Here is a 26,533-nt window from a genome sequence, read left to right as displayed (position 1 = left end):
GGGAGCGTAAGCAGCGGATGCCCAGCAACAGATATACCCTGAGCAAGTATGGTCGATAGGGCCCGTTTGGTCAAAACAACTCCCCTGCTATTTTCTGTACATTATCACCCTTGCCCATCGTGTAAAAATGAAGCACTGGAGCACCGGCGGCGATCAGCTCACGGCCTTGTTGAACGCTCCACTCGATACCCACCTGCCGGGCTTCCGCGTCGTTCCCACAGGCGGTAATCGCATTGACCAGGTCATCGGGCATATGGAGGTGAAACAGGCGCGGTAGAATGTCGAGCTGCTTCCGGGTGCTAATCGGTTTCAGGCCCGGAATGATCGGAATAGTGATGTCGTGTTCGCGGCAACGCTTCACAAAATCGAAGTAGCGCGAATTGTCGAAAAACATCTGGGTCACAATGTAGTCAGCCCCCTTAGCAATTTTCTGTTTCAGAAAATCGAAGTCGATGTCATGGTTTTCGGCTTCAAAGTGTTTTTCTGGATAAGCCGCTACGCCGATGCAGAAGTCGGTGGGTGTCATGGCCGTATCTTCTTCATGCAGATAAAGCCCCTGGTTCATGCTGGCCACCTGCTCTACCAGTTCGCTGGCGTAGGAATACCCATTTTCTTTGGCCTTGAACGTTTTAAATGGTTTAGCCGGGTCGCCGCGCAAGACGAGTACATTGTCGATCCCCAGGTAGTTGAGGTCGATCAGGAAATCTTCGGTCTCGTCGCGCGAGAAACCGCCGCAGAGCACATGAGGCACCGGATCAACGTTAAAGCGGTGCATGATGGCCGAGCAAATGCCCACGGTGCCGGGCCGTTTCCGGGTCACGATCTTGCGAATGCTGCCGTCGGGCTGTGGTTGTTCGATGTATTCTTCGCGGTGGTAGGTAACGTCAATAAAAGGTGGGTTGAACTCCATCAGCGGCTCAATGTTGTCGAGCAGGTTTTTGAGGTTGTCTCCCTTGATGGGGGGAATTACTTCAATCGAGAAAATAGGTTTGCCGTTGGCCCGGCGAATGTGTTCGGTAATTTTGGTCATCAGGTGGGTGCCAGTCTGGACGGGTAACTTTATTCGGTAACAAAACTAGGGCTGGAAATACTCCATCGGAGCGAAAAGCCACTGGCTAACCCGCTGCTCCAGGGGGTAATCGATACATTGGTCCGGCCGGCTGGTCGACGGCGGCTGTGCCTGGTTTCGTGGAGCTTGGGAATAGCCCAGCCTGCCAGGGAGCCAACAGCGGCGCCAACTACCAGGTCGCTCGGAAAATGTTGACCGGCTTCATACCGCAGATAGGCAGTTCCCGTTGCCAGGCCCAGCGACCCAACCCAAACCCAGGCCTTGGCCCTTGAGGCTGGATGGTAATGGCGAAACACTTCGGCGGCAAAAACGGCGGTAGCGAAGGCATTGGATGCATGGCCCGAATAGAACGATCGCTGCGTGTCTTTGTCCAATTTCTCGCCAAGTGCAACCGTGGGGTTGTAGGCAAAGGGTCGGGTACGTTCCACGGCGTTCTTGACGGTACTTTTTAGGCCATTGGTGAGCAGCATGGTCTCCACATACATGACCCCGACGGTATAGAGCTCACTGTTGAAAAACGAAGAGGTGAGCGGGGGTTTCGGTTCGCCCGGGACTATCTGGGGCCGCCCCGGATGGGCCTTGGCTGGTGCTTTTGCCGATAAGATCACGATACCTGTCAGACCGATGCCAGCACCCAGCGTGAGGTCGCTGAGGTGGGCCGCACCGGTTGAATAATGGTTCGTTGCCGATCGGTCGAATCCGGGGATAGCGGCCCTATTGAGTTCCGCAATCCCGTTAGCAGTGAGCGGAGTCAGCTGTTTGTTGAAAACATAGGCCGTTCCGTACGTCACTGCGCCAGCACCCAGAAGAATAGCTTCACGCCCCGTTTTTAAGGCGTAAGGCGAACCAGTGACCTGGTGAGGAGATTGAGGTAGTGAGTCGACCTGACCATGCGCCGTAAGTGAAATCGACAGCAGCCAACTCCAATGTATTTTTTTCATAACCGGTTTATGCTGGGTACGTTGCCTAGCCACACAATGAGGCCTTCGACGGTTGAGTAACCCATCTCTTTGTATAAGCCAATAAAGGTAGGCAGGTAGGATTCGGGTTGCTCGCCCAGACTGGCGTACTGAACTAGAATTACCCCCCCACCCGGCCGGTGAACAACCCGGTGGGGGGCTCCTTTCGCCTGCTTTTGAGTGAGAATACTGCGATCTGTATCAATTCGCCGGTCGTAGCCAAAGACATCAGCTAACTGCGGATGGTTGATAATAGCGGCCAGCGCCCCCCGCAATTCTGGTACTTCAACAGAGCGAATGACCCCTTCCCGAACCAGCCGCGCCAGGGTCTTATCAAGACAGTCGGCTCCTTTGATAAGGCTCAGGGCAGCACACAGTTTACGGTCGCGTTCACGATTCTGTTCAAAGGTGCGGGTATCGAACACGCGTTCGGCCATTCGGCGTAACTGCATATTCTGGCCACGTGAGCCGCTCCGAATGGGCTGTAAATCAATGGCATTGCCCTGATTTGCCTGAGCAGACCGATCGGCCGCCGGCCGGGCACCGATGCCCTGAACCAACGTATACTGACGACGGCCTTCTTCCCAATAACAGCCCGCCTCTTTGGCCATCTGGCTGTCGCGCAGGAAGCTGTGTAGCCAATAAGCGGCCGTAGCCTGTCCGCGCTGGGTCGAGAACTCCTTCCGTTCAGCCATGATGTACAGCCGTTCTGCAGCACGGGTAAACGCCACGTAGAGCAGGTTCATGTTTTCGATGAAGGTGCGGCTTTTCTCGTTGATATACTGCTCTCTGACTTCATCGGGCGTGGCATCGAGCTGTTGCGTGAGGGCTACCTGGGCGTTGAGCAACCTGTTCAGGCTCCCGTCGGGCATGGCCACCGTAAGCGGATCGGTCTCAACGCGGCTCAGATCGACCCAGATCGTATCTCTGGGCGTAGGGTCAACGCCCCAGTCGGCGAATGGAATAATCACGACCGGGTATTCCAGGCCTTTCGCTTTGTGAATCGTTTGAATGGTAACGGCGTCACTGGTCAACCCTTCGCTGACCGATACCTTCGCTTTTGCCGTTTCCCAGTGCAGCAGGAAATCGGCCAGATGGCCACTTTCCCGGCTCGAAAACGTTAGAATTTCGTCGAGGAAACGAAAGAGGAAAGGCTGGTCGTGTGGCTGGTCGAAGAGGCGGAAGCGGTGCGTCAGCTTTTCAGTTAGTTCATACACATTCAGCTGCACCAGGCCCGCGGGGTCCAGATCGTACCCGTCTCTGGCCAGGTAGTCGAAAATGGGGGCTTCGTCGGGCGCACTGGCTACCAGGCGCAGGCGTTCCGTTTCGTTGTCGTCGGGTACGCGGTTGTGCACCACACTATGGTAGAGGTACAACACCTCGTAACGTACCTGAGGCTGGCCGGGTCGGCTGAGCATCGTGAGCAGGGCGATAAGCAGTCGGACCGGCTCGGAAAATTGCAGCGACAGCGAATCGGCCGAGGAGAGGGGAATACCCAGTCGGTTCAGTTCGTTTGCCACCAGCTGGGCATGGCGCCGACTGCGGGTAAGCACGGCCATCTCCCCAAAGGTGTACCCATCGGCCTGCGCCTGTCGGATATGCTCAATAGTCAGCTTCACCATTTCGTTGGCCACCTTGCTGTCGGTCCCCAGCTCGTCGGCCCCGATGAAGTCGAGCTGAATATGACCTTGCTCAGCGGCGTTGGGGGCTGGTTTCTGCTGAAATACGTTCAGGGCATCATACACCTCGTCGATACGCTCATTGGTATGGGCATACTGGCGGGCTACGAAGCCGAAAAAGTGGTTGTTGAACGCCACGATGGGCCGCGCTGACCGCCAGTTAGTGTCGAGCGTTTTGGGCGCAATCAGGCCGTTCAGGGCATCGATCCGTTCGGCTGTCCAGGTGGTAGGGCCATGCAGCCGCTGTAGGTTGGTGAGGTTCCTGCGGTGCAGGGCCACGATCTGGTCCATATCGCCCCCTCTGAACCGGTAAATTGCCTGCTTGCCATCCCCTACTGCCAGGTTAAAATAGCCGCTGCCCAGGGCATTCTCGATCAGCGGCATCAGGTTGGCAAACTGGAGTTGCGAGGTATCCTGGAACTCGTCTATCAGAATGTGATTGTACTTGCTGCCCAGCCGTTCAAACAGGAAGGGAACAGGCTCTGTTTCCACAATGGCCTTGATACGCTTATTGAATTCCGAGATATGCACCCGGTTATCTTTCCGAAGCAGATCGACAAACTCATCACGAATCTGCTTGAGCAGGGCCATTTTCTGCAAATGCGGGTCAATCGCTTTATAGAGCGTCAGCAGCTTGGCGGTCGACTCGCGTTCGTGCCTTATCGTGTTAAAACAGGTGCTCAACTCACTGGTCATGGAATCTATGGCCGCCTGAGTGGCCAATGGGGTCGACTTGGCACTGTACCAGACCTGCTCGTCAACAGCGGCCAGGTGATAGCTGTTGATATTCCTGGTAATGTCACCTTCAGCTACGGCTTTAAAGAAAGTACCAATTCCCGTTGATTTTCTATTGAAATCCTGCTCAGACAGGCCAGCGGCGGCAATAAGTTGCCAGGCGATTTTCCCCTGTTCCTGAATGCGTGCGGCTACAGCTGCGTTGAACGCCAGCAGTTGCTGCCTGATCGTTCGGATCTGACCGGGCGTGAGATCCGCAATACGGCCAACGGCTTCGTAGTGCTGATCGGAGGTCAGCACATTGCCGAATTCGCGAAGGGCCTCGGCAATCTGATTCCAGCTTCGTCCATCGCGGGCTGTTTCCTCAAACAGTTGATGAAGAATCGCCGTGACGTCAGCCATTTCATCGGTGCCGACCCGCTCGATCAGGTTATCGACGGCGACCTCAAGGACCCGATCGGTTTCCATCTCTACTTCAAAGGAATAGGGCAGGCCCAACTCATCGGTGAAAGCCATGACGAGCCGCTGGGTGAACGAGTCGATCGTGGTCACCGAGAAATCGGAGTAGCGGTGCAGAATGGACTGAAAGAGCCGTTTGCAGCGCCCTCGAACAAGGGCTGTCAACGCGGCAAAGTCAGGGTCGTCGGGTGTTTTTTCGCTTAATTCGGCGGTTAGTTCGGCCAGAAACCGATCGGATTTAGGATCTCCCTGCGCAATGCCTGACACCTCGCGCAGAATCCGTTCTTTCATTTCATTGGCCGCCGCATTCGTGAACGTGATGGCCAGAATCGTTCGGAAGTACGTGCCTTTGAACGAATCAGCGAGGCGCACCGTCCGGCCTTCCCCCAATGCCAGTTTGAGGTACTCTTTGGTCAGGGTATAGGTTTTTCCCGACCCGGCAGAGGCACTATACACGTTGAACATGGATTTGTCAAGTGTCAGGTTTCAGGTGTCAGGTGCGCTGCTTATTACAGATTGGTAACTGAACAGCGCACCTGACACCTGAAACCTGACACTTTTTCAGAGATTAAAGCGTATGCCCAGGCCTGAGCTGACGCTTAAGAAGAGGGGAGAGGGGAGCACTTCGGCGTAGAGCCCCAGTTCGGCGAAGATGGAGTACTGCTTGTTGGGGACGAAATATTCGAGGCCCGCCACCGCCGAACCGCCCAGCGCAATAGCGCTTTCGTAAGGATCAGGACTATTTGCGCGGAATTCGGGATAATAACGACGGCTATTGATCTGACCACCGAAGCCATAATAACCGCGAATATTGTCATTGCCGAGCACCCGATCGTGCCAGAGGTAATGCCCCTGAACGCTCAGCCCCACCGTTTTATAGGAGCCACTCCGATACAACCGGTTTTGGCCATACAACCCGCCATACGTACCTATATTGAGGTCGAATGCATGATTTTCACCAAAATACTTTCGGATATTAAGACCCGATGGCTCACCAATCCGAAAGCCAAATGCCCAGTTGTTATATTGTGCAACGGCCTGCTTTGGAGCAGCCACGAGGGCTGTAAGCATGGCAAGTAGTAAAAAGAAGCGGCGCATAGATGTGTACGGTAGATGGTAGAGCACGGGAAGAGAACGCTACAGGCAGGTTGACCTATAGCGGTTTATAATTAGGTCGTAACGGAAATGGAGTGCAGGACATCGATCAGGCGGGCATTTTCAGCGGCGGTACCAACCGTAATTCGCAAACAGTCTTCACAACGCGTTACGCTCGACCGGTCTCGCACGATGACTTTACTCTCGATGAGTTGCTCGAATACGGAATGCGCCTCATCGAACCGGACGAGCAGGAAGTTGGCGTCTGACGGAAACACATGCTGCACAGTTGGCAACGTACCCAACTGCCTGGCCAGATAGTCACGTTCCTGCAGCGTCTGGGCTACCATCGCCTCTTTGTCGGCCACATGGTCGAGCGCTTCCAGGGCCAGGGCCTGAGCAGGGGCCGAAATGTTATACGGCGGTTTGATGACGTTCATGATGCGAATCAGCTCGGCCGAGGCGAAACACATGCCAAGCCGCAGGGCTGCCAGCCCCCACGCTTTCGAGAATGTCTGTAGGACCACCAGGTTAGGATACGTAGCCAGGTACGTTGTCCAGGAGGCGTACTCTGGGCCGGCAAAGTCGATGTAGGCCTCATCGACCACGACCAGCGCCGTCTTGGCTGCTTCGATTACCTGCTTAATTGCTCCGGGATCGATCAGGTTGCCCGATGGATTGTTGGGTGAACAGATCCAGACAATTTTCGTCTGCGCGTCGATAGCGTCCAGCACGGCAGGTACGTTCAACTGGTAGTCAACCGTCAACGGGACTTTCTTCACGAGCACATCGTTGAGCCGCGCCGACACTTCGTACATGCCGTAAGTGGGTGGTAGCAGCAACACATTGTCGACCCCCGGCCGGCAGGTAGCCCGAACCAGCAAATCGATGGGCTCGTCGGAGCCGTTGCCCAGGAAAAGCTGATTAGGCTGTACCCCCTTCAGGGGGGCTAATTTGGCTTTTATGGCCGATTGATGCGGGTCAGGATACCGATTGTAGTGCCCGGAATGAGTTGCCGACCCGAGTGCGTTCTCGTTGGCGTCAAGGAAGATGCCTTCGGTTCCCGTGTACTCGTCACGGGCCGATGAATAAGGCGTCAGGGAAGCAATATGTGGCCGAAGAACGGCAGCTAAATCAAACATAGACTAAAGGCAAACAGGTCGCTTCACAAAGGTAACGCGCTGCTCCTAATGTTTAGCCGAAGCACCGGTTTGTTGGCGGATGAAAAGGTGGGAAACGATGAAAACGTGGGGGTCAGTGCCACGAGAGGTCGATGAACGTACCTACTTTCAGGTTGCCCCAGGCTGGATTGTCGGAACGAAGTTGCAGGCCCTCGGTGTCGACTACCCACTGTCCATTTGCCTCATCGAACCAGATGCGCCTGATTTTCCCGGTCAGACTGGTTGACGTATCGGGGCGTGTGGATGGCTTATCCTCCACAATCTTACCCTGCCTGAGCTGCAGAATACGGTCGGCCAGCGCGTTTACATCGGCCGCATGGTGGCTAACCAGCAGGGTAGTTGTGCCCCATGCCCGATGCAGGGATAGCAGCAGCTGGCGGAGCTGAGCGGTCGCCTCGGCATCCAGCGCCGAGAAAGGCTCGTCGAGCAACAGCACTTGCGGCCGGCGGACCAGTGCGCGTGCCAGCGCCACCCGCTGGCGCTGCCCGCCCGATAACCGGGTTGGTTTACTATGTGCAAAGGTGGTTAACCCCGTGGCTTCGATCAGTTCCTCGACCTGGGTACGTGGTAAACCGCTGGCAGCATACGTAATATTCTCCAGAACGGTCATATTCGGAAACAGGGCCGTGTCCTGAAAAACATAACCGATCGATCGCTGTTGGGGCGGCAGGTTTTTGCCTGATGGCTGATCATACCATACCTGTCCGCCGACCAAAATGTGGCCTTCCTGCGGTGTTTCCAGCCCCGCGAGTAACCGAAGAAGGGTAGTTTTTCCGGAGCCCGAGGGCCCAATAACCGCCGTTAGGCTTCCCTGCGCCAGTGAAATATTGAGTTCGAGATGACCAGTCCCTTCCGTAAACAGACGGGGAAATGCAACCGCTAGCTCGATCATACGGTTACGCGCTTATTGACACTGTAGACAAACAACAGAATAGCCAGCGAGAGCCCAAGCAAGAGAGCGGCGTAGGCATGGGCTGTGTTAAAATGCAATAATTCCACTTCATTATAAATAGCTATCGAGGCAACCCGTGTCTCGCCGGGCAGATTGCCGCCTATCATCAAGACCAGCCCGAATTCACCGATGGTATGGGCAAACGTAAGGATAATGCCGGTCAGAACGGCTGGTTTACAGTTCGGTAACAGCACCCGCCACAAGGTGCGCGCGGGTGACTGCCCCAGCGTATAGGACGCCTCCCGCCACGAAACGGGCAGATTTTCTAACCCCGCCTGAATGGGGTGGACCATAAACGGAAGGCTATAAAGCAGGGAGGCAATCACCAGCCCTTCAAACGAAAAAACAAGTTGCAGGTCGAGCGTTCGCAGTAACCAGGCCCCGAATGCGCTGGTTGGGCTAAAAGCCAGGAGCAGGTAAAAGCCAACAACCGAAGGCGGCAACACGAGCGGTAAACTAATAACGGCCTCGACCAGCGGTTTGAGTCGGAATTTATGTAGTGCGAGCCAGCCCGCCAGTGGTACGCCTACCAGCAGCAGCAGCAGGGTGGTAACGCTGGCCAGCCGGAGCGTAAGCCAGATGGGTTCCCAGTCAATGGGCATATAGAATCGAATCAGGAAGCGGGTGATCGGTAACCAAACTGCTGGAAGATACGCCGGGCGGTTGCTGTTTGTAGAAAACGAACCAATCGGGCGGCGGCGGCCGGCTGATTGGCTCGTTTCAATACCACAACACCCTGCGCAATGGGAGCATAGCCAGGCGGGGGTAGGTCAATCCAATGCCCCCGCTGTTTGAGGGCAGGATCGAGCACAACGGATTTGGCCGTAATCCCTACTTCAGCCGCCCCCGACAAAATGTATTGGTTTACCTGCGCAATACTCTCTCCATACACAAGGCGCGATTGACTGGCGGTGAGCAGCTTTCGGGCGGTCAACAGCGAGATGGCCGCTTCACCATAAGGGGCTGTTTCTGGATTAGCAATGGCAATGTGGTGCACCGCCGGATTCATCAATACGTTCAAACCTGCGTTGAGTGGCAGGTCACTCAACGTCCAGAGTACCAGCGAACCATAAGCATACACAACAGGCGCTCCGGTTGTTAACTGCTGCTGGTGTAAGGTGCGCGGATAATCCATATCGGCCGACAGGAATACATCGTAGGGGGCACCCTGCTGAATCTGGGCGGTGAGCTTTCCCGACGAATTAACAATGGCCTCGATACGGATGCCCGACTCTTTCTGAAAGGCATTGCTCAGGGCTTCCATAACGAATTGTGCATTGGCAGCCACCGCAACCCGTAATGACTGCGCCTGGAGGCCAGATGCCCAGAACAACAGCCCGAGCAGGACTACTTTTTTCATCAGCCGAGCGAAGTTATCGGGCAACACATATCTCAATGGCCTGGACCTGACGTACCCAGCGCGCCTGCTTTTTTTCGTCGGGTACCACAATCCGGTATGGTCCGGTGGCAGCGGTCAGTGGCTCGCCGTCGACTGCATCGGCCAGAATGATGGTCCGGGTGGCAAAATCGGGGTCCAGTTCAGGCAGCGCGAAAACAGCTTCGTACCCGTCACTGGCCCTGACAACAGCGTACTTGACGAGGTTTTTACCGCGTAGTTCGTTGCCAAGCGTGACACCGGCCTGTTTCAACAAGTCGGCCACCGGCACACCCGAATACCGGTGCGATTGACCATCATGGTCTTTGCCTGTCACTGTTGTATGGGGCATGGCTGTCAACGCATCGGACTTCAATGTCAAGGATTGGCTGACGGCGCCGGCAATAGTCAGGGTTTGCCCGTAGCCAGTACGTAACAGGCAGGAACACGCTAGAAATAGAAGCCATTTATTCATATGGAAAACCGATAGGTTGTCGACTCTAAAAGCGGACAAAAGCGTTGGTCGTTATTTTCGGTCAAATATAACGATCGGCTGACGAGTTGCCTAGCAGGTTGGCGCGCCCGCCTGCTGTTCCAGCCAGCGGGCTATTGAACGACAGTCAAAATGAGTGGAAAGGCCGGATGAATTTTAACGTAATCAGGGTAAAAGAATGGCCAGGTTGCGCTTTTCCGGTCTGTTTACTTTATCATACTCTCGACATGCAACGATCAACTAAACTCGGCAAAACATTTATTCCGGCCCTCTTCGTGGCTTTTTTCCTTCTGACAGATGTAGCGCTTGCCTTTGCGCCAAAACGGGAGTATTACCAGTTGAAAGTCTACCACCTGGCCGACAATAGCCAGAAAGAACGATTGGAAACGTACCTGAAACAGGCTTATCTACCCGCCCTGCACCGCGCAGGGATCGAGAAAGTGGGGGTATTCAAACCCGGTGCGGAAGCTGATTCGCTGGTGTACGTACTCATTCCATTTAAGTCGGTCGATCAGTTTGTGGGGCTAGCCGATAAACTGGCAAAAGACAAAGCGTATGCTACCGCTGGGCAAGACTACATGAATGCCGAATTCAACAAGCCGGTTTTCAAGAAGTTTGAATCGGTGTTGATGGAAGCCTTTGCCGGGATGCCTAAACTGGTGCAGCCCAAACTGACAGGCGCTGCCGCACAGCGTGTTTATGAACTGCGGCTCTACGAAGCAGCCACCGAGAAGCTACACGAAAACAAAATCAGCCAGTTCAACAATGGCGAACTGGCTATTTTCAGCCGGTTGGGCTTCAATACCGTGTTTTGTGGCCAGGTGAAAGCAGGGGCTAAACTACCCAGCATGATGTACATGACTTCCTTCGAAAACAAAACCGAACGCGACGCTCACTGGAAGTCTTTCAGCGCTGATCCCGCCTGGAAAACGCTGAACGCCCTCCCCGAATACGCGCACAACTTCCTCCGCGCCGATATTTACCTGCTTCACCCAACCGACTATTCGGATATTTAGTCGGCTCTAGTCTACAGGCATAAAAAAGGCTCAGGTAACGTACCTGAGCCTTTTTTATGCCTGTAGACTAGAGCCGATCTGTCAATGAATAGATCGTGTTGAGTCGTCTGCATGCGTCCGGATTGTACTTGGCAAGACACCGAAGTAATGCTTGAAGGCGACCGTAAAGTGTGCCGGGTTTTTGTAGCCTACCCAGTACGAAATCTCACCGATACTTTTCTCCCCCTCCAGCAAAAACCGTTTGGCTTCCTCCATTCGGCGTTGAGTGATGTACCCTAAAATAGTGGTGCGGAATTGAGCTTTGAAGCCGCGCTTCAGGCTAAATTCATTCAGACCGACTAGTTTGGCCAATTCAACAATCGTTGGCGGGGAAGCATAGCTCGTATCCAGCAGGTCACGCGCTTCGTTTAACTTCCGAATAGCTGCTTTCTGAGCCGGCGGTTCAACTGCCGGAGAGCCCTGTAGCTGCTCGAGCTGAAGCAGGAGCAATTCGGTTACCCTGGATTCGATCAATAACCGCTTGAATGACCCTGTCCGCTGGCTGGTGCGTATGTCCCGAATCAGCCACTCCATAGCCGACGTCATTGTGAACTTCTGAGGCGTCATAAAGGTGGCCTTCCCCTGAACCATATGGGCCACAAAGTGCCGGTTCAGGGGAAGGCCAGAAGGCAGCAAGCGAAAATAAACTTCCAGCGGGATCACAACGACGCAATAATCCAGGGGAAGATCCGACTCGGGAAAGTCGAACCGGCTCGTTGAGCGAGGCGTGTAGCAGATCGTATGCTGGCCTGTATTGACGTCTTGCGGGGCGACAGATTTGTCGATAAAATACTGACTGTCACCTTGTAAAGCGAAAAATAGCTGGATCACGTCTGCCTCAACTTCCCTGATCAACTGGATAGGCTGCGCGAGCTGACCTGTATAATAATCGATGTAAAAATTACCGGTGGACAGTTGGTCATTCACGAATGAGCCTACCAACGCAGGCTGAATAACAACCTGATTCTCACTAAAAACGTCTTGGTGCCCATCCGGTATCACCAGTTCTTCCCGCCGCATGAATAGATCTGTACCACTAACCTTTAGGATTATTTCCATAACTGCCCGATTTCGATAACAATGCTCCCAGTTCCGATAGTGCTGTGACTGATTCGCGCTACAAATTTGCAACAAGTTAGAATTGATCTAAATAAAATGAAGCAGATATATCATATTTTCTTGTTGTCGTTCAGCCTGGCCTGTCTGGCTAATTTGCAGAGTGTAGCCCAAACGAGTGGGTCCTTGAGTGGTATCGTTAAAACAAGCGATGGTAATCCGGCCGCTTTCGTCAACGTCAGCCTAAAGGAGAGTCGTAAGGGCACGACCACAACCGAAAGTGGCGTCTATCAACTGAAAGGGATCAGCCAGGGTACGTACACTATGCTGGTCACTTTTGTGGGGCTGGAGCCCCAGGAGAAAACCGTTACCGTAAATCCAGGCCAGGTTACCCATGTAGATTTTGTGCTGTCGGAGAGCACGGCACAATTAAGTGAGGTGGAAGTGACCGGCGTTAACAGAACCGTAACGCTTGGAAAAGCCAGCATCGCCCCGCTTGATCTTCCGCAGATGTCGGGCATTGTGAGTAATGTGGTTATCGCCAATCAGCAGGCCTCCCGGCTGGGCGATGTGCTCAAAAACGTGAGCGGCGTATCATTGACCCAGCAACGGGGTGGGGTAGCCGAAACATTTTCGGCACGGGGCTACAGCATCGGTGTTGCCGGAGCAGGTGGCAGCATCTTCAAAAACGGCGTGATCTCGAACACCATGGGCTTTCCCGAAGCCAGCACGCTGGAATCTGTTGAAGTGCTGAAAGGAAGCTCGGCCCTGCTGTACGGTAACGTGTCGGGCGGCCTGATCATCAACATGGTCACTAAGAAGCCGAAATTTGAGTACGGCGGCGAGGTGTCGATGCGGGCAGGCAGCTTTGGCTTACTGAAACCGATTGTTGATTTGTATGGCCCATTGGCAAAAAACCTGGCCTTCCGGGTGGTGGGTACGTATGAAACGGCTAACAGCTACCGGGATGTGGTTAAAACGAACCGGGTGTACGTCAATCCGTCGTTGCTATACAAGCTGGGCCAGAAAACAACCGTGTTGCTTCAGGGCGATTACCTAAAATCAAACCTGACGCCCGACAATGGGGTTGGCGCGTTGAATGCGAATCAGGACGCCATTCTGCCAAACGTACCCCGGTCACGGTTCATCAATACGCCCTGGGCTTACAATAATGTGGGCCAGACGTCAGGCTCATTGACCATTGATCATGCGGTCAATACCAACTGGAAACTGACCGCTATTGCTTCTGCGCAAGGTACAGACGTGACAGCCTACGGCGCGGGCGTACCCAACAACACCATCTCGGCTACCGGCGACTGGACGCGTACACTCAGCCGCACAATGACCAGCGAAGCCAACAGCACGGGTCAGATAAACCTGAATGGTCGGTTTAACACGGGCGTTATCAGCCATCAGCTATTGGTAGGGAGCGATCTGGTCGGGATTGTTACCAAGAGCACGGCCTATACGGTCAATTACGGGGCAGGTAAAACAGCATATGATAAACTAAACATCCTGAACCCAAGCCTTTACGAAGCCCGCACCGACATCCCGGAAGCGACGGCAACAACCCGCACCACATCACCCTCGACCCGGTTGGGCTTTTATGTGCAGGACTTGATTAGTCTGACTGAGAAAATTAAAGTGCTGGCCGGTGTGCGGTGGTCGCAGCAGCGAACGGTACAGACAACCATTCTGAATCTGATCACCCAGGCTGAAACACGGGGAACGGCCGAGACGAAAACTGACGCCGCCTTCTCGCCTAAAGTGGCCCTGATGTATCAGCCAACCCGAACCACCTCGTTCTTCGGCAGTTATGCCAATAACTTCACGATCAACACGGGCGTCGATATTTACGGACAAATTCTGAAACCTTCTATTGTCGATCAGTTTGAAGCGGGCGTGAAAAACGAGCTGTTCAACGGCCGGATCACCGCGAACGTGGGTGTTTATCACATTGTGAACAGCAATTTTGCGCAGATGGCCCCGTTCAAACTTGACGGTACAGCCAACGCCGATGCCAACGTGAAAGAATTTACCGGCCAAACCACCAGCGACGGATTGGAAGTGGACCTGACGGGTAACCTGTCGAAGAACTTCTATTTCATTACGGGCTATGGCTACAATTACATGCGGTATACCAAAACATCGCTGGTGAAGGGATCGCCGATCGAAGGCGAACGCCTGACGAACAACCCGGCACACACGGCCAACGCAACCATCTTTTACACCTTCGATCTGCCTCAGCTTCGGGGCCTGAAACTCGGTGCCTCTGCCTTCTACACGGGTGCCCGCTACGGGGGTAACAACAACACATACGGTCAGACCCCCGAATTCAGCCGCCTGATTCCCCTGACTGGTTTCACTACGTTCGACCTGTCGGCGGGTTATACGTACCGGAAAGTGTCGATCCTTGCCAAGGTATCGAACATCACCAATGAATTGAATTACCTCATTCACGACCGGTACAGCATCATGCCAATCCCGCCCCGGCAGTTTGTTACAACGCTGTCGTACCGTTTCTAGGTCGCCTACAATGGAGTGGCTAAAACACCTCTCTTCCTCGTCCAGACGAATGAAGAGAGGTGTTTTGCTGAACTAGCGGTCCAGAAGCGACATGGGCATACCGAAGCATCAGGCAATTATAAGTTTATCTTTCATGCTTATTTAGACTAATTCCTATTAACTTGCAGGCCGATTCAACCAGGTCAGCACCCACTCCCGTACCGATAATGGTCCAACCCCAGTATAGTCGCATGAAAAAACTAGCCATAGCCATTCTGGTAGGCCTTTCACTGTCTGCCCAGGCCCAAAAAAATGTGCTGCTCGAGCAATCGTTCTGGCAGGGCAAGCCAGACATGGCTCAGGTAAAAGCAGAAGTCGAGAAAGGCAACAGCCCTTCTCAGCTTAATCCGTCCAGCTTTGACCCCGTCGTTATGGCGATCAACGCGCAGGCGCCCAACGAAACGATCAAATACCTGCTGGCGCAGCCTGGCAATGAGGTAAACAAACTGACGCACGACAGTCGTACCTACCTGCACTGGGCTGCTAACCGGGGAAACGTGGAGATTGTAGAGTACCTGCTTGGTAAAGGCGCTAAAGCTACTGTAGAGGATAGTCACGGCGCTACCCCGTTAAACTTTGCGGCAGCAACCGGGATGCCCAATACTCAGCTGTATGACCTGCTGATCAAGGGAGGAGCTGACCTGAAAAAGAATGTTAACCACGACGGGGCCAACGCGCTCCTGCTGGCCATTGCCAACGACAAAGAACTAAAGCTGACCGACTATTTCGTCTCGAAAGGGATGAACCTGAAAAGCACAGACGCGGCTGGGAATAACGCCTTTGGCTACGCGGCCCGAAGCGGTACTATCGACGTACTGAAAGCACTTCAGCAGCGTGGTGTATCCGTAGATCCAAATGCCATGATTATGGCCGCGCAGGGTTCGCGCCGTGGTCCGGCTCCGATGGAGGTATTTCAGTACCTCGAAAGTGTGGGCGTAAAACCGGCGGCCGTCAATAAAAATGGTGAAAACGCGCTTCATGCACTCGTCCGTCGGCCAGGACAAAACGCACTGATCGATTACTTTCTGGGCAAGGGTGCCGACGTCAACCAGGCCGATGAAGACGGGAATACACCGTTTATGAACGCTGCCGCCAGTAATCGCGATCTGGGTACGTTCGAGCTACTGAGCCCCAAAGTAAAAAATATTAATCAGGGTAATCAGAAAGGAGTAACGGCGCTGGCTATGGCTGTGCAGAGTAACTCGCCGGAAATTGTCACGTACCTGATCAACAAAGGCGCTGATGTTCAGGCGACTGACAAGGCGGGTGACAACCTGGCCGTGTATCTGGTGCAAGGGTATCGTCCTGCCGGTCAGGGAGTGCCAGGCGGACCACGTCCTGAAGGGGCTACGGCTCCCCGCCCTGAGGGAGGAAATGCTCTTTCACGCGTGGATGATTTCGACGCTAAACTGGCCTTACTTCAACAGAAAGGGTTAGACGTGAAGGTGCCTCAGCAGAACGGAAACACGCTATACCACCTGGCCGTTGCCAGAAATGATATGGGACTGATGAAAAAGCTTGAGCCGCTTCAACTTGACATAAACGCCCGCAACAAAGAGGGATTGACTGCGCTGCACAAGGCAGCAATGGTGTCAAAAGACGACGCCATGCTGAAATACCTGCTGTCGATCGGCGCGAAAAAAGACATCGCCACCAACTTTAAAGAAACCGCTTTCGATCTGGCTAGTGAAAACGAAACGCTGGCTAAAAACAAAGTATCAGTTAACTTCCTGAAATAAGTATATGTCTTGTTCGCATAAAATTGGCTTGCTGGTGCTGGCCCTGGCCCTAACGGTTGCCAGTCCATCAGCTTCCGTAGCCCAGCAGTCGGGTACCACCAAGTATAAGTGTATGATCCAGATGACCAATTATATGGGCGAGGGTGCCTATATCGTGGTGTCGCTGATCAATGGAAAGGGGGCTTACGACAAAACGCTGTATGTGCTCGGTTCCAACAAAAAATGGTACCCGGATGTGAAGGAGTGGCATAAGGCTTATGCCAAAAAACGAACTGACATCAGTGCCATCACCGGCGCATCGGTGGCGGGGGGCGATCGCAGCGTTACCGTGCTGGAGATCGAAAGCGCAAAAATGGATAAGGATTACAAACTTCGGTTCGAGAGCGCGGTAGAAGACAAGCCGTATTACGTGAAAGACCTGGAAATTCCGTTAACGACAACGGCTCTTTCCGCTAAAAATGAAGGCACAGGCTATATCCGTTACGTGCGCTTCAGCCCTAACACCAGCAACTGAATTGCCAGCGGCCGGCTTCATTTATGACCATTTCTGTCTGGAGATACAGCCACTTAGCCCTGGCTGTATCTTCTTTTCTTTTATTGACCCTTGCCGCTGTAACGGGTATCATTCTGGCGTTCGACCCTGTATCGCAGAAGCTTCAACCCTACCGGGTCGACAATTTCGACCAGCTTACACTGGCCCAGACGCTGCCTGTACTGAAAAAAAACGTCACGGAACTCAGTGAGTTGAGCGTTGATGCCAACCAGTTTGTACAGATCAAAGGGAATGATGCTGAGGGTAAGCCCCTGACCGCTTACGTTGATCCGCAGACGGGCAAGCAGTTGGGCGTGCCAACCAAACAAAGTGAATTCTTTGAGTGGGTAACGGCGCTGCACCGGTCGCTGTTTCTGCACGAAGCCGGTCGGTTTTTTATTGGACTAACGGCCTTTCTGCTCCTGCTGATCACCGTGTCGGGCACTATGCTGATCATTCAGCGGCAACGGGGGGTGAAACGATTCTTCACCCGGATCGTCCGCGACAATTTTGCTCAGTATTACCATGTTGTACTGGGCCGGTTATCGCTGGTTCCTATCCTACTCATCGCTCTCTCAGGTACGTATCTCTCACTGGCCCGCTTTGGCCTGATCAAAACGGAGAAGAGCTCCCCAACAATCGACGTTGATGCTATCCGGTCGCTACCCCAGCGAAAACCAGCCGACTTTGCGGTGTTCAGAAACACAAAGCTGGCGGAGGTGCAATCCATTGAATTTCCATTTTCGGAAGACCCGGAAGACTATTACACGCTGAAACTTAAGGACCGCGAAATAACGGTCAATCAGCTAACGGGAGACGTCCTGAGCGAAAACCGATATCCAACCGCTGAATTGCTGACCAACCTGAGCCTGGATCTGCACACCGGGCGGGCAAGTGGTATCTGGGCTATCGTTCTGGCCATTGCGTCGGGCAACATTCTGTTTTTTATCTATTCGGGGTTTGCCATCACCTGGAAACGGTTGAGGAACCGCGTAAAAAACAACTACTCAGCCGACGAGAGCCGGTTCATTATTTTGGTCGGCTCTGAAAATGGAAGCACCTACCGGTTCGCACAGTTTGTTCATCAACAGCTGCTGAAACAGGGCGAGAAATCGTTTCTGACCGAACTGAACAACTACACAGCTTTTCCTAAAGCGGATCACCTGCTTGTACTGACCGCTACCTACGGACTTGGCGACGCACCGACAAACGCGCAACGGTTTGCCTCTCTGCTGGAAAAAACGCCGCAGGCGCAGCCTGTCCGGTATTCGGTGGTGGGATTCGGGTCGCGTGCTTATCCTGATTTTTGCCAGTTTGCCTTTGAGGTGAATAAACTTCTGAGCCAGCAATCATGGGCTGTTCCGCTGGTCGATATACATACGGTGAATGATCGGTCGCCCGCCGAATTCAGCTTGTGGGCAGAAGCCTGGTCGCAACAGACCGACCGTCTTCTACCGGTGTTATCCGATAACACACCAGCCCCCCGTTTCGACACACTGACCGTAGTCAGCAACACGCACACCACAGAGCCAGATGGCACGTTTCAGGTTAAGGTGCGGCCAGAACGCCGGCGAAACGTTACGTCGGGGGATTTACTGGCTATTTACCCGGCCAATGACCACCGCGAACGGCTATACTCGATTGGTGTACTGGACAAAGAGCTTCAGCTCAGTGTCAGACTGCACCCTGATGGACTAGGCTCCAGCTACCTGCACAGGCTGACGCCCGGTGAAGTGATCCAGGCTCGAATTATCACTAATGCCCATTTCCACTTTCCGAAAAAAGCGCCGGTGGTGGTCATGATCGCCAATGGTACGGGCATCGCCCCGTTTTTGGGCATGATCAGCCAGAATAACCAGCAGACAGCCTGCCATTTGTACTGCGGTTTTCGGCAACGTACCTCGTTTGAGATGTATCGGGGCTTTCTGGAAAAAAGCAAGGCCGCTAAACAGCTTGCGACCCTACACGTAGCCTACTCCCGGGAAGGGAATAGGCAGTACGTCAGCGAACTGCTTGCCCACGACGCTGATTTTGTGGCTACGGTGCTCAGGACAAACGGCGTTGTGATGATATGCGGGTCGCTGGCCATGCAGAAGGACGTTCTTGACCTCCTCGAAACCATTTGTCAGACAAAGCTGGGCCAGCCCGTCAGCCATTACCAGTCGCACAGCCAGATTCTGATGGACTGCTATTGAGTATAGACGTTGACAGGCGCCAGGACGGGGTCAACTACAACCTATGCTGTTCTAGTTTCAAACTACGGGACGACAACACCTGACCCGTGTCGGTGATCAGGATGTAGGTGTATTCCGGGTATTTTCTGATCAGCTTCAGGCCGGCTTCCCTGCCTAGCACCATCAGGGAGGTGCTGAAACCATTGGCTGTTTCAGCGCTGGGGCCAAAGACCGTGACACTGCTCAGGCCGGTAGCCGGGTAGCCCGTTTTCGGGTTGATGATGTGCGCATACCGTTTGCCGTTGAACACCACAAACTTCTCGTAACTCCCGGACGTAACGACCGCGCTTTTCCGTAAAGGGACCACCGCAAATACCGTATCTTTTTGGAGCGGATTGGTAATACCCACTGCCCAGGTCCGTCCGTCGGGACGTTTGCCCCAGGTGCTCATATCGCCAGAGCCGTTCACAATGCCGGCCTTGATGCCCCTCGCCAGCATCATATCGCGGCACCGGTCGGCGGCATAGCCTTCGCCAAGGGCACCAAAGCCGATCTTCATGCCTTTGCGACGGAGAAAAATGGTCGATTTCGCCCGGTCCAGCACGATATGTTGATAGCCGACCTTGTCAACCGATTTCTTTACGGCCTGCGGACTGGGCATTTCTGTCATTGACCCGTCGAATTTCCAGATCCGATCCATCGCCGCAAAGCTGATGTCAAAGGCTCCGTTTGTGATGTTGGAGAAATGGAGTGCACGTTCTGTCAGGGCAAACACTTCAGGGTCGACCCTGACGGGGGCAATACCCGCCTTTTTGTTGACCTGAGAAATTTGTGTATCTGATTTCCAGTCAGAGATCAGGTTCTCGATCCGCGTCACCTCGGCAATAACGGTGTCGATGTTTTGTTCGGCTGTCAGCGAATCGGCGGCAACAAGGGTAATATCAAAGCGGCTCCCCATCAACTTGACGGTCCTCTGCCGGAGTACCTGCGCGTGCGTGCTGAATCCTGTCAGCAGCAGGAATAGAACGAGAACTTGTTTCATACTGCAAAAATCGGAAGCCCGGATCAATTCAGGTACGTTACCCGTATGAATTACATGAAGGTTAGTTAAGGACTCAGCCAGTACTGGCCAGTCGGGGCGACTGGCAGAAAAAAGGCCCCAACTAACCATAGTTGGGGCCTCATGATCAATAAAGCTGAAAATGGCCTTACGCCTGCACCTGCATCTTGATCAGGTTCAGGGCTGAGCCCGCTTTAAACCACTCAATCTGACCTTGGTTATAGGTATGGTTTACCGGGAATTCGTCGGTCGACCCGTCGGCGTGGTGCAGCACAACCGTCAGTTGCTGACCGGGCGCAAACGTAGTCAAGCCTTTGATGTCGAACGTGTCGTCTTCCTGGATCTTATCATAGTCGGCAGGATTAGCGAATGTTAACGCCAGCATGCCCTGCTTTTTCAGGTTGGTTTCGTGAATTCGGGCAAACGACCGAACCAGAATGGCCCGAACACCCAGGAAGCGAGGCTCCATGGCCGCGTGTTCCCGTGAAGAACCCTCACCGTAGTTTTCGTCACCGACCACTACCGAACCGATCCCGGACGCTTTGTAGGCACGCTGTACGGCAGGCACTTCGCCATACTCGCCCGTCAGTTGGTTCTTCACCGCGTTGGTTTTCTCCGTGTAGAAGTTCACCGCGCCGATCAGCATGTTGTTCGAGATATTGTCGAGGTGACCCCGGAACTTCAGCCAGGGACCAGCCATTGAAATATGGTCGGTCGTGCATTTGCCTTTTGCTTTGATCAGCAGTTTCAGACCGCTCAGGTCCGTACCTTCCCAGGCCGGGAATGACTCTAGTAATTGCAGCCGATCTGAGGTTGGCGATACGGCGATCTGTACCCCTGACCCGTCTGCGGCGGGAGCCTGATAACCGGCGTCGTCAACGGCGTACCCTTTCACCGGTTGCTCGATGCCCTGTGGCTCGTCGAGCATTACCTGCTCGCCGGCTTCGTTGGTCAGGGTATCGGTCATTGGGTTGAACGTCAGGTCACCGGCGATGGCCAGGGCCGTAACGATCTCGGGCGAGGCCACGAAGGCGTGCGTGCTGGCGTTACCATCGTTCCGCTTGGCGAAGTTCCGGTTGAACGACGTGATGATCGAGTTCTTACGGGTAGGATCGTCCATGTGACGGGCCCATTGTCCGATGCAGGGACCACAGGCGTTGGCCAGTACCACACCGCCAATGCTTTCGAACGTAGTCAGCAGCCCATCGCGCTGGGCCGTGAACCGAACCAGTTCAGAACCGGGCGTAACCGTGTATTCCGATTTGGTTTTGAGGTTTTTGGTGGCAGCCTGCGCGGCAATCGAGGCGGCGCGGGTCATGTCTTCGTAGCTGGAGTTGGTGCATGAGCCAATCAGGCCCACATCCAGTTTCTCGGGCCAGTTATTTTCTTTGACCGCTTTGGCGAAGTTCGACAGCGGCCAGGCGAGGTCGGGCGTGAACGGGCCGTTGATGTGCGGTTCCAGCGTGTTCAGGTCGATTTCGATCAACTGATCATAGTAGGTAGCTGGGTCGGCATAGACTTCGTCATCGGCCCGCAGGTGTTGTTTCACGGCTTCAGCCGCCGCCGCAATGTCGGCCCGGCTCGTCGCCCGCAGGTAATCGGCCATTTTCTCATCATAGGCGAAGATGGAGGTAGTCGCCCCAATCTCAGCGCCCATGTTGCAGATCGTGCCTTTGCCAGTGGCTGACAAGCTTTCTGCCCCTTCACCGAAATATTCAACGATGCAGCCTGTTCCGCCTTTTACGGTCAGAATACCGGCTACCCGGAGAATAACGTCTTTGGCCGAGGCCCAGCCCGACAGTTTGCCGGTTAGCTTAACCCCAATCAGTTTTGGCATTTTCAACTCCCAGGGCAAACCTGCCATGACGTCGCAGGCATCAGCGCCCCCTACACCAATGGCGATCATACCCAGACCCCCCGCGTTTGGTGTGTGCGAGTCGGTACCGATCATCATACCTCCGGGAAACGCGTAGTTTTCAATCACCACCTGGTGAATGATCCCAGCGCCCGGTTTCCAGAAACCGATGCCGTATTTGTTAGAGATAGATGCCAGAAAATCGTAAACCTCTTTGTTTTTGCTGTTGGCCGTGGCTAAGTCGGTGGTAGCACCAACCTCGGCCTGGATCAGGTGGTCGCAGTGTACCGTTGAAGGGACCGCAACCTTTGGCCGACCAGCCTGCATGAATTGCAACAGGGCCATCTGGGCCGTTGCATCCTGCATGGCCACCCGGTCGGGCGCGAAATCAACGTAGGCTTTGCCCCGCTCGAAAGACTGGGTAGCCGAACCCGACGACAGGTGCGTGTATAAAATTTTCTCCGACAACGTCAGGGGTTTGCCGACTGCCTGCCGGGCTGCTTCGACACGCTCGCCTAATTGGGCGTACACGTGCTGAATCATATCTAGGTCAAAAGCCATAATAAAAAAAGAGATAACGATTACTGAATAAGGGGATACACAGGAATAACCAACGAATTGCAGGCATTCATTCCAATTGTTGCGCCAAAATTAGGTGATTCTCGTTCGTCTTGGAAATATTCTCTGAATGAGTCTTTACAAGCGGCTTTTTAGGCCGGTCTGCAAGGGCCGTTGGCTCATATTCACACTTTTTTAAACACCATAAGCCACGAACGAGCCGTTTACCAGGCAACAGATTACATAAGTAAGTCTGTAGATTAACTAATTAATTAACTAACTCATTTATTGACGTATGAAAAACAAGACAGCTCTCCTGTCCGTGTCAGCTTTGCTTGCCGTAGGACTTACCTTTACAGCGTGTAAGAATGACAACAATCCGGTAACGACGCCGACTACCACCCGGTTTACGGCTACCCTAAACGGGGCCAGCGAAAAACCGACGTCTACTACCTCACCAGCGACAGGTACGTTCGTTGGCAACCTCGATGAGACAAGTCGGGTAATGAGTTATACCGTTACTTATGCCGGTTTTCCTACGTCGTCGTCAGTGACAGCCGGCCATTTGCACCGGGTTATACCGGGTGATGCGGCGGGTGTGAATGGCGTGAATCCTGCGCCTGAAATACCTTTTGCCTCCTTGACATCGCCGATTATCGGAACGACGCCCACCCTAACACAGGCTAGGGTCGATAGCATGAAGAACGGCTTTTATTACGCGAATATTCACACAAATGATTATCCGAACGGAGCCATTCGTGGAAACGTGGTGCGGCAGTAACCGGTCTGATTGGATGTCTATTGCCCCGCTGGCGCCCTCAATAAAGAGGTCGCCAGTTTTTTTATGTAGTCATCGGAACCGCGTGAGTAAAAATAGTTGACAACTTATTGGGTACCCGAAGCATCCTTTTGGCAAGTAACTACGTACCTGGATTAGCTTCGGCTTTTTCACGTTTACTCACAATCAATTATGACGCTTAAATCTACACGGTTGGCACTGGTTGTCCTGGCTTCAGCTGGTACCTTATTCACTGCCTGTAAGAATACTGACACCACCCCTGTGGTTGTTACGCCGGACCCGCCGATTCAACTGGTGTCTACCCTCTCGGGCGCTGGCGAAAAACCGACATCGGCCACTTCGGCGGCCACGGGTACGTTTGTTGGGCAGCTAGACCGCGCCTCACGGGTGCTCAGTTACACACTGACGTATGCTGGCCTTACACCAACGGCCGGGCACCTCCATCGGGTTACGGCTGCCAACGGTACGGGGGGCGTTGATGTTCCCTTTGCGAGCTTAGCCTCGCCCATTATTGGAACAACCACCATCAGTACGGTTGGGAAAGTTGATAGTCTGCTCAACGGGTTTTATTACGCCAACCTGCACACCACGGCCTATCCGGGTGGTGAAATTCGGGGAAATGTACGGGTAAGCGGACCGGTTAAACTAAACGCAACGATTAATGGAGCAAGCGAAAAGCCCGCGTCGAACACGTCGGCTGCCGCAGGTACGTTCGCTGGCGTCATTGATCCGGCCACACGGGTACTCAGCTATACCGTTACGTATTCAGGCTTAACCCCAACAGCCGGTCATCTACACCGCGTAACCGCAGCCAATGGTACGGGCGGTGTTGAAATCCCCTTCGCCAGCCTGGTATCCCCAATTATCGGAACGGCCACCCTGACCACGAACGGCCGGGTCGATAGCCTGTTCAACGGCTTCTATTATGCCAATTTGCATACGACTGCCTTCCCTGCCGGGGAGATCCGTGGGGATATTAAGTAACCTCGATGGTGACCCACAGCAGCCTCGCTTTTCAGCTACCGAGACTGTTGTGGGTCTACCATTCACAAGAATGAGCAGGGGGACCTGTAACATTTTCGGTGTATTTCTGCTTATTTAGCCGTGATCAACCAAATCAATACAACCATGTTTACGACGCGACAACGCTTTAGTCTGGCTGCTACACTCCTGATTGGCTCCGTACTGGGCCTCAGCAGCTGCTACCAAAATACACCGGCTACCAGTTTTGCGACCATAACGCCCGTGCAGCAGCCTATTCTGCTGACGGCTACCCTAAACGGTGCCAGTGAAAAACCAACGTCGACCACATCGACAGCTACAGGGACGTTCGCCGGCAGCATCGATCAAACATCGCGTGTATTGAGCTATACTGTCACCTATTCAGGTTTGACTCCAATTGCCGGGCATCTACACCGTATCACCAATGCTGACGGTACAGGCGGCGTGGCTATCCCGTTTGCCTCACTGACGTCACCGATTATTGGCTCAACCAGTACACTTCGGCAGACGCAGGTCGATAGTATGAAAAACGGGTTTTTCTACGCTAATCTGCACACAAGCGCTTATCCAGCCGGCGAAATCCGGGGTGATGTTAAAGTGAAGTAGCGAGCGTTTTTGGTTTACCGTGTCAGGGGCTCCGCCGATCTACACTATGATAGATCAGCGGAGCCCCTGACACGGTAAACCAGAAACTTATAATACCCCTTTCGTGCTTGGCAGGCTGTCCAGTGCATTGATGTCGCGTTTTACCGCCATTTTTATGGCTTTCGCGAACGCTTTGAAGATGGCCTCAATTTTATGATGCTCGTTGTCGCCTTCTACTTTGATATTCACGTTTGCCTGGGCCGTATCCGCGAATGACTTGAAGAAGTGGAAAAACATTTCTGTGGGCATTTCGCCAATCTTCTCCCGCTTGAATTCCGCGTCCCATACCAGCCAGGGCCGACCCGAGAAGTCGATGGCGACCTGCGCTAGCGCTTCGTCCATCGGCAGTAAAAACCCATACCGGCTGATGCCCCGCTTGTTACCCAGCGCCTGCCGGTAGGCGTCACCCAATGCCAGGGCCGTGTCTTCAATCGTATGGTGCTCGTCGATGTGTAGATCGCCGTTGACGTGAATGGTGAGGTCGGCCCCTGAATGCTTGGCCAGTTGATCGAGCATATGATCGAAGAAACCAAGGCCGGTATGCATAGCGGCCTGGCCAGTCCCGTCGAGGTTCAGCTCTATCTTTATTTTCGTTTCGTTGGTATTGCGTTCTACCGTGGCCTTACGGGTTGGCAGGCGCAGAAACGTGTAGATGTCATTCCAGTCGCTGGTCGTGAGGGCAATGGCTTGTTTCATCTCGTCGGTCATACCTTCCGTGTCGGCTGCCTGCGTGTCCGGATTGATATTAGGCGGGATGAACAGAATGGCTTTGGCGCCCAGATTCAGGGCCAGCTTCACGTCGGTTAGCCGGTCGCCGATCACGTAGCTGTTTGGTAGATCATAGGCATCGGAAAAATAGCTGGTGAGCATCCCGGTGCCGGGTTTGCGCGTAGGTACGTTGTCGGCGGGGAAGGTGCGGTCGATGTGCTGGGCGGCAAAATGGATATTTTCGTTTTCCAGCGTGCGCATCATCTTGTTGTGGGCGGGCCAGAAGGTATCCTCTGGAAAAGCGGCGGTGCCGAGACCGTCCTGATTGGTCACCATCACCAACTCATACGGCGTTTCTTCAGCAATTTTGCGCAGGGCCGACAGAACGCTGGGAATGAATTCGAGCTTTTCGAGCGAATCGATCTGGAAGTCAGACTGCGGTTCGATAATCAGTGTACCGTCGCGGTCAATAAATAATACTGGTTGCATGGCCGCAAGTTAGTGGGTGATTGAGAAAGAATTGGTCGCAGCGGCGTTGAAACCGGTTTTTACTCTATATTTGGGCGTACAGAAAGTGAATAGGCCGAATCAGCAGGCACATAGGTTACCCTCAGTATAAGGCAGGGGAACGATTTTACCCAAAGGCATTCAAATAGGTAGTTGTTAGCGATACAATTAATAAGGGTGTCGGTAGTTTAATTAGATCTACCCCCGTTTTAGTAGTAACGATGCTCGATAAGCCAGGATTTCTAGACAAGTAATTAATAACCAAACGTTCATATATAATC

General features: G+C 53.7%; 21 protein-coding genes. 8 read left to right on the top strand and 13 right to left on the bottom strand.

Annotation, left to right across the window (positions count from 1 at the left end; translation table 11 throughout):
- Positions 1-70 precede the first annotated feature (70 nt).
- The 9 genes from ACAW75_RS03930 to ACAW75_RS03890 form a co-directional block, all read right to left on the bottom strand.
- Positions 71-1,030, bottom strand: coding sequence for a methylenetetrahydrofolate reductase (locus ACAW75_RS03930; protein ID WP_370727372.1), 960 nt, complete (start codon positions 1,028-1,030; stop codon positions 71-73).
- 29 nt (positions 1,031-1,059) lie between these two features.
- Positions 1,060-2,010, bottom strand: coding sequence for a phosphatase PAP2 family protein (locus tag ACAW75_RS03925; RefSeq protein ID WP_370727371.1), 951 nt, complete (start codon positions 2,008-2,010; stop codon positions 1,060-1,062).
- Positions 2,007-5,366, bottom strand: coding sequence for a UvrD-helicase domain-containing protein (locus ACAW75_RS03920; RefSeq protein WP_370727370.1), 3,360 nt, complete (start codon positions 5,364-5,366; stop codon positions 2,007-2,009). Before ACAW75_RS03920 ends, ACAW75_RS03925 begins: the two co-directional genes overlap by 4 nt.
- Positions 5,367-5,462: 96 nt before the next feature.
- Positions 5,463-5,972 carry a hypothetical protein gene (locus tag ACAW75_RS03915; protein WP_370727369.1) on the bottom strand — a complete coding sequence of 170 codons (510 nt, stop codon included), beginning with the start codon at positions 5,970-5,972 and terminating at the stop codon, positions 5,463-5,465.
- A gap of 98 nt (positions 5,973-6,070) precedes the next feature.
- Positions 6,071-7,138, bottom strand: a complete 1,068-nt coding sequence (hisC, locus tag ACAW75_RS03910; protein WP_370727368.1) for a histidinol-phosphate transaminase — start codon at positions 7,136-7,138, stop codon at positions 6,071-6,073.
- 112 nt (positions 7,139-7,250) lie between these two features.
- On the bottom strand, positions 7,251-8,069 hold the full coding sequence (locus ACAW75_RS03905) for an ABC transporter ATP-binding protein (protein ID WP_370727367.1): 819 nt from the start codon (positions 8,067-8,069) through the stop codon (positions 7,251-7,253).
- On the bottom strand, positions 8,066-8,731 hold the full coding sequence (modB, locus tag ACAW75_RS03900) for a molybdate ABC transporter permease subunit (protein ID WP_370727366.1): 666 nt from the start codon (positions 8,729-8,731) through the stop codon (positions 8,066-8,068). Before modB ends, ACAW75_RS03905 begins: the two co-directional genes overlap by 4 nt.
- A gap of 11 nt (positions 8,732-8,742) precedes the next feature.
- A complete protein-coding gene (gene modA / locus ACAW75_RS03895; protein WP_370727365.1) occupies positions 8,743-9,489 on the bottom strand; it encodes a molybdate ABC transporter substrate-binding protein in 747 nt (248 codons plus the stop codon).
- A gap of 13 nt (positions 9,490-9,502) precedes the next feature.
- Positions 9,503-9,979 (bottom strand): molybdopterin-dependent oxidoreductase, encoded by a 477-nt coding sequence (locus tag ACAW75_RS03890; protein ID WP_370727364.1) that lies wholly within the window; start codon positions 9,977-9,979, stop codon positions 9,503-9,505.
- A gap of 245 nt (positions 9,980-10,224) precedes the next feature.
- On the opposite strand from ACAW75_RS03890, the gene ACAW75_RS03885 reads away from it, so the two are divergent.
- On the top strand, positions 10,225-11,013 hold the full coding sequence (locus tag ACAW75_RS03885) for an NIPSNAP family protein (protein WP_370727363.1): 789 nt from the start codon (positions 10,225-10,227) through the stop codon (positions 11,011-11,013).
- A gap of 81 nt (positions 11,014-11,094) precedes the next feature.
- Here ACAW75_RS03885 and ACAW75_RS03880 read toward each other — a convergent pair whose 3' ends face one another.
- A complete protein-coding gene (locus tag ACAW75_RS03880) occupies positions 11,095-12,111 on the bottom strand; it encodes a helix-turn-helix transcriptional regulator (protein ID WP_370727362.1) in 1,017 nt (338 codons plus the stop codon).
- 96 nt (positions 12,112-12,207) lie between these two features.
- Here ACAW75_RS03880 and ACAW75_RS03875 point away from each other — a divergent pair, with 96 nt between their 5' ends.
- The 4 genes from ACAW75_RS03875 to ACAW75_RS03860 all read left to right on the top strand — a co-directional run bounded on the left by ACAW75_RS03875 (position 12,208) and on the right by ACAW75_RS03860 (position 19,139).
- Positions 12,208-14,634: a TonB-dependent siderophore receptor gene (locus ACAW75_RS03875; protein WP_370727361.1), complete on the top strand. Its 2,427-nt coding sequence runs from the start codon at positions 12,208-12,210 to the stop codon at positions 14,632-14,634.
- Positions 14,635-14,864: 230 nt separating this feature from the next.
- On the top strand, positions 14,865-16,412 hold the full coding sequence (locus tag ACAW75_RS03870) for an ankyrin repeat domain-containing protein (protein WP_370727360.1): 1,548 nt from the start codon (positions 14,865-14,867) through the stop codon (positions 16,410-16,412).
- Positions 16,413-16,416: 4 nt separating this feature from the next.
- Entirely contained in the window at positions 16,417-16,926 is a 510-nt protein-coding gene (locus ACAW75_RS03865; protein WP_370727359.1) for a DUF2271 domain-containing protein, read from the top strand.
- Between the two features lie 23 nt (positions 16,927-16,949).
- Positions 16,950-19,139 carry a PepSY domain-containing protein gene (locus tag ACAW75_RS03860; RefSeq protein WP_370727358.1) on the top strand — a complete coding sequence of 730 codons (2,190 nt, stop codon included), beginning with the start codon at positions 16,950-16,952 and terminating at the stop codon, positions 19,137-19,139.
- Positions 19,140-19,173: 34 nt separating this feature from the next.
- On the opposite strand, the gene ACAW75_RS03855 is transcribed toward ACAW75_RS03860, so the two are convergent.
- Entirely contained in the window at positions 19,174-20,160 is a 987-nt protein-coding gene (locus tag ACAW75_RS03855; RefSeq protein ID WP_370727357.1) for an FAD:protein FMN transferase, read from the bottom strand.
- Between the two features lie 166 nt (positions 20,161-20,326).
- Entirely contained in the window at positions 20,327-22,594 is a 2,268-nt protein-coding gene (locus ACAW75_RS03850; RefSeq protein ID WP_370727356.1) for an aconitate hydratase, read from the bottom strand.
- Between the two features lie 292 nt (positions 22,595-22,886).
- Between ACAW75_RS03850 and ACAW75_RS03845 the strand changes: the two genes are divergently transcribed.
- From ACAW75_RS03845 to ACAW75_RS03835, 3 genes are all read left to right on the top strand, one after another.
- Positions 22,887-23,372 (top strand): CHRD domain-containing protein, encoded by a 486-nt coding sequence (locus ACAW75_RS03845; RefSeq protein WP_370727355.1) that lies wholly within the window; start codon positions 22,887-22,889, stop codon positions 23,370-23,372.
- Between the two features lie 189 nt (positions 23,373-23,561).
- Positions 23,562-24,374 carry a CHRD domain-containing protein gene (locus ACAW75_RS03840; RefSeq protein ID WP_370727354.1) on the top strand — a complete coding sequence of 271 codons (813 nt, stop codon included), beginning with the start codon at positions 23,562-23,564 and terminating at the stop codon, positions 24,372-24,374.
- A gap of 144 nt (positions 24,375-24,518) precedes the next feature.
- Complete coding sequence (locus ACAW75_RS03835) at positions 24,519-24,998, top strand: CHRD domain-containing protein (RefSeq protein ID WP_370727353.1); 480 nt, start codon at positions 24,519-24,521, stop codon at positions 24,996-24,998.
- Positions 24,999-25,085: 87 nt separating this feature from the next.
- Here ACAW75_RS03835 and hisB read toward each other — a convergent pair whose 3' ends face one another.
- Positions 25,086-26,234 (bottom strand): bifunctional histidinol-phosphatase/imidazoleglycerol-phosphate dehydratase HisB, encoded by a 1,149-nt coding sequence (gene hisB / locus ACAW75_RS03830; RefSeq protein ID WP_370727352.1) that lies wholly within the window; start codon positions 26,232-26,234, stop codon positions 25,086-25,088.
- Positions 26,235-26,533 lie beyond the last annotated feature (299 nt).

This window comes from Fibrella arboris (assembly GCF_041321095.1).
GTDB lineage: Bacteria > Bacteroidota > Bacteroidia > Cytophagales > Spirosomataceae > Fibrella > Fibrella arboris.
The sequence above is the reverse complement of the archived record's forward strand: the minus strand, read 5'-3'. Positions and strand labels throughout refer to the sequence as shown.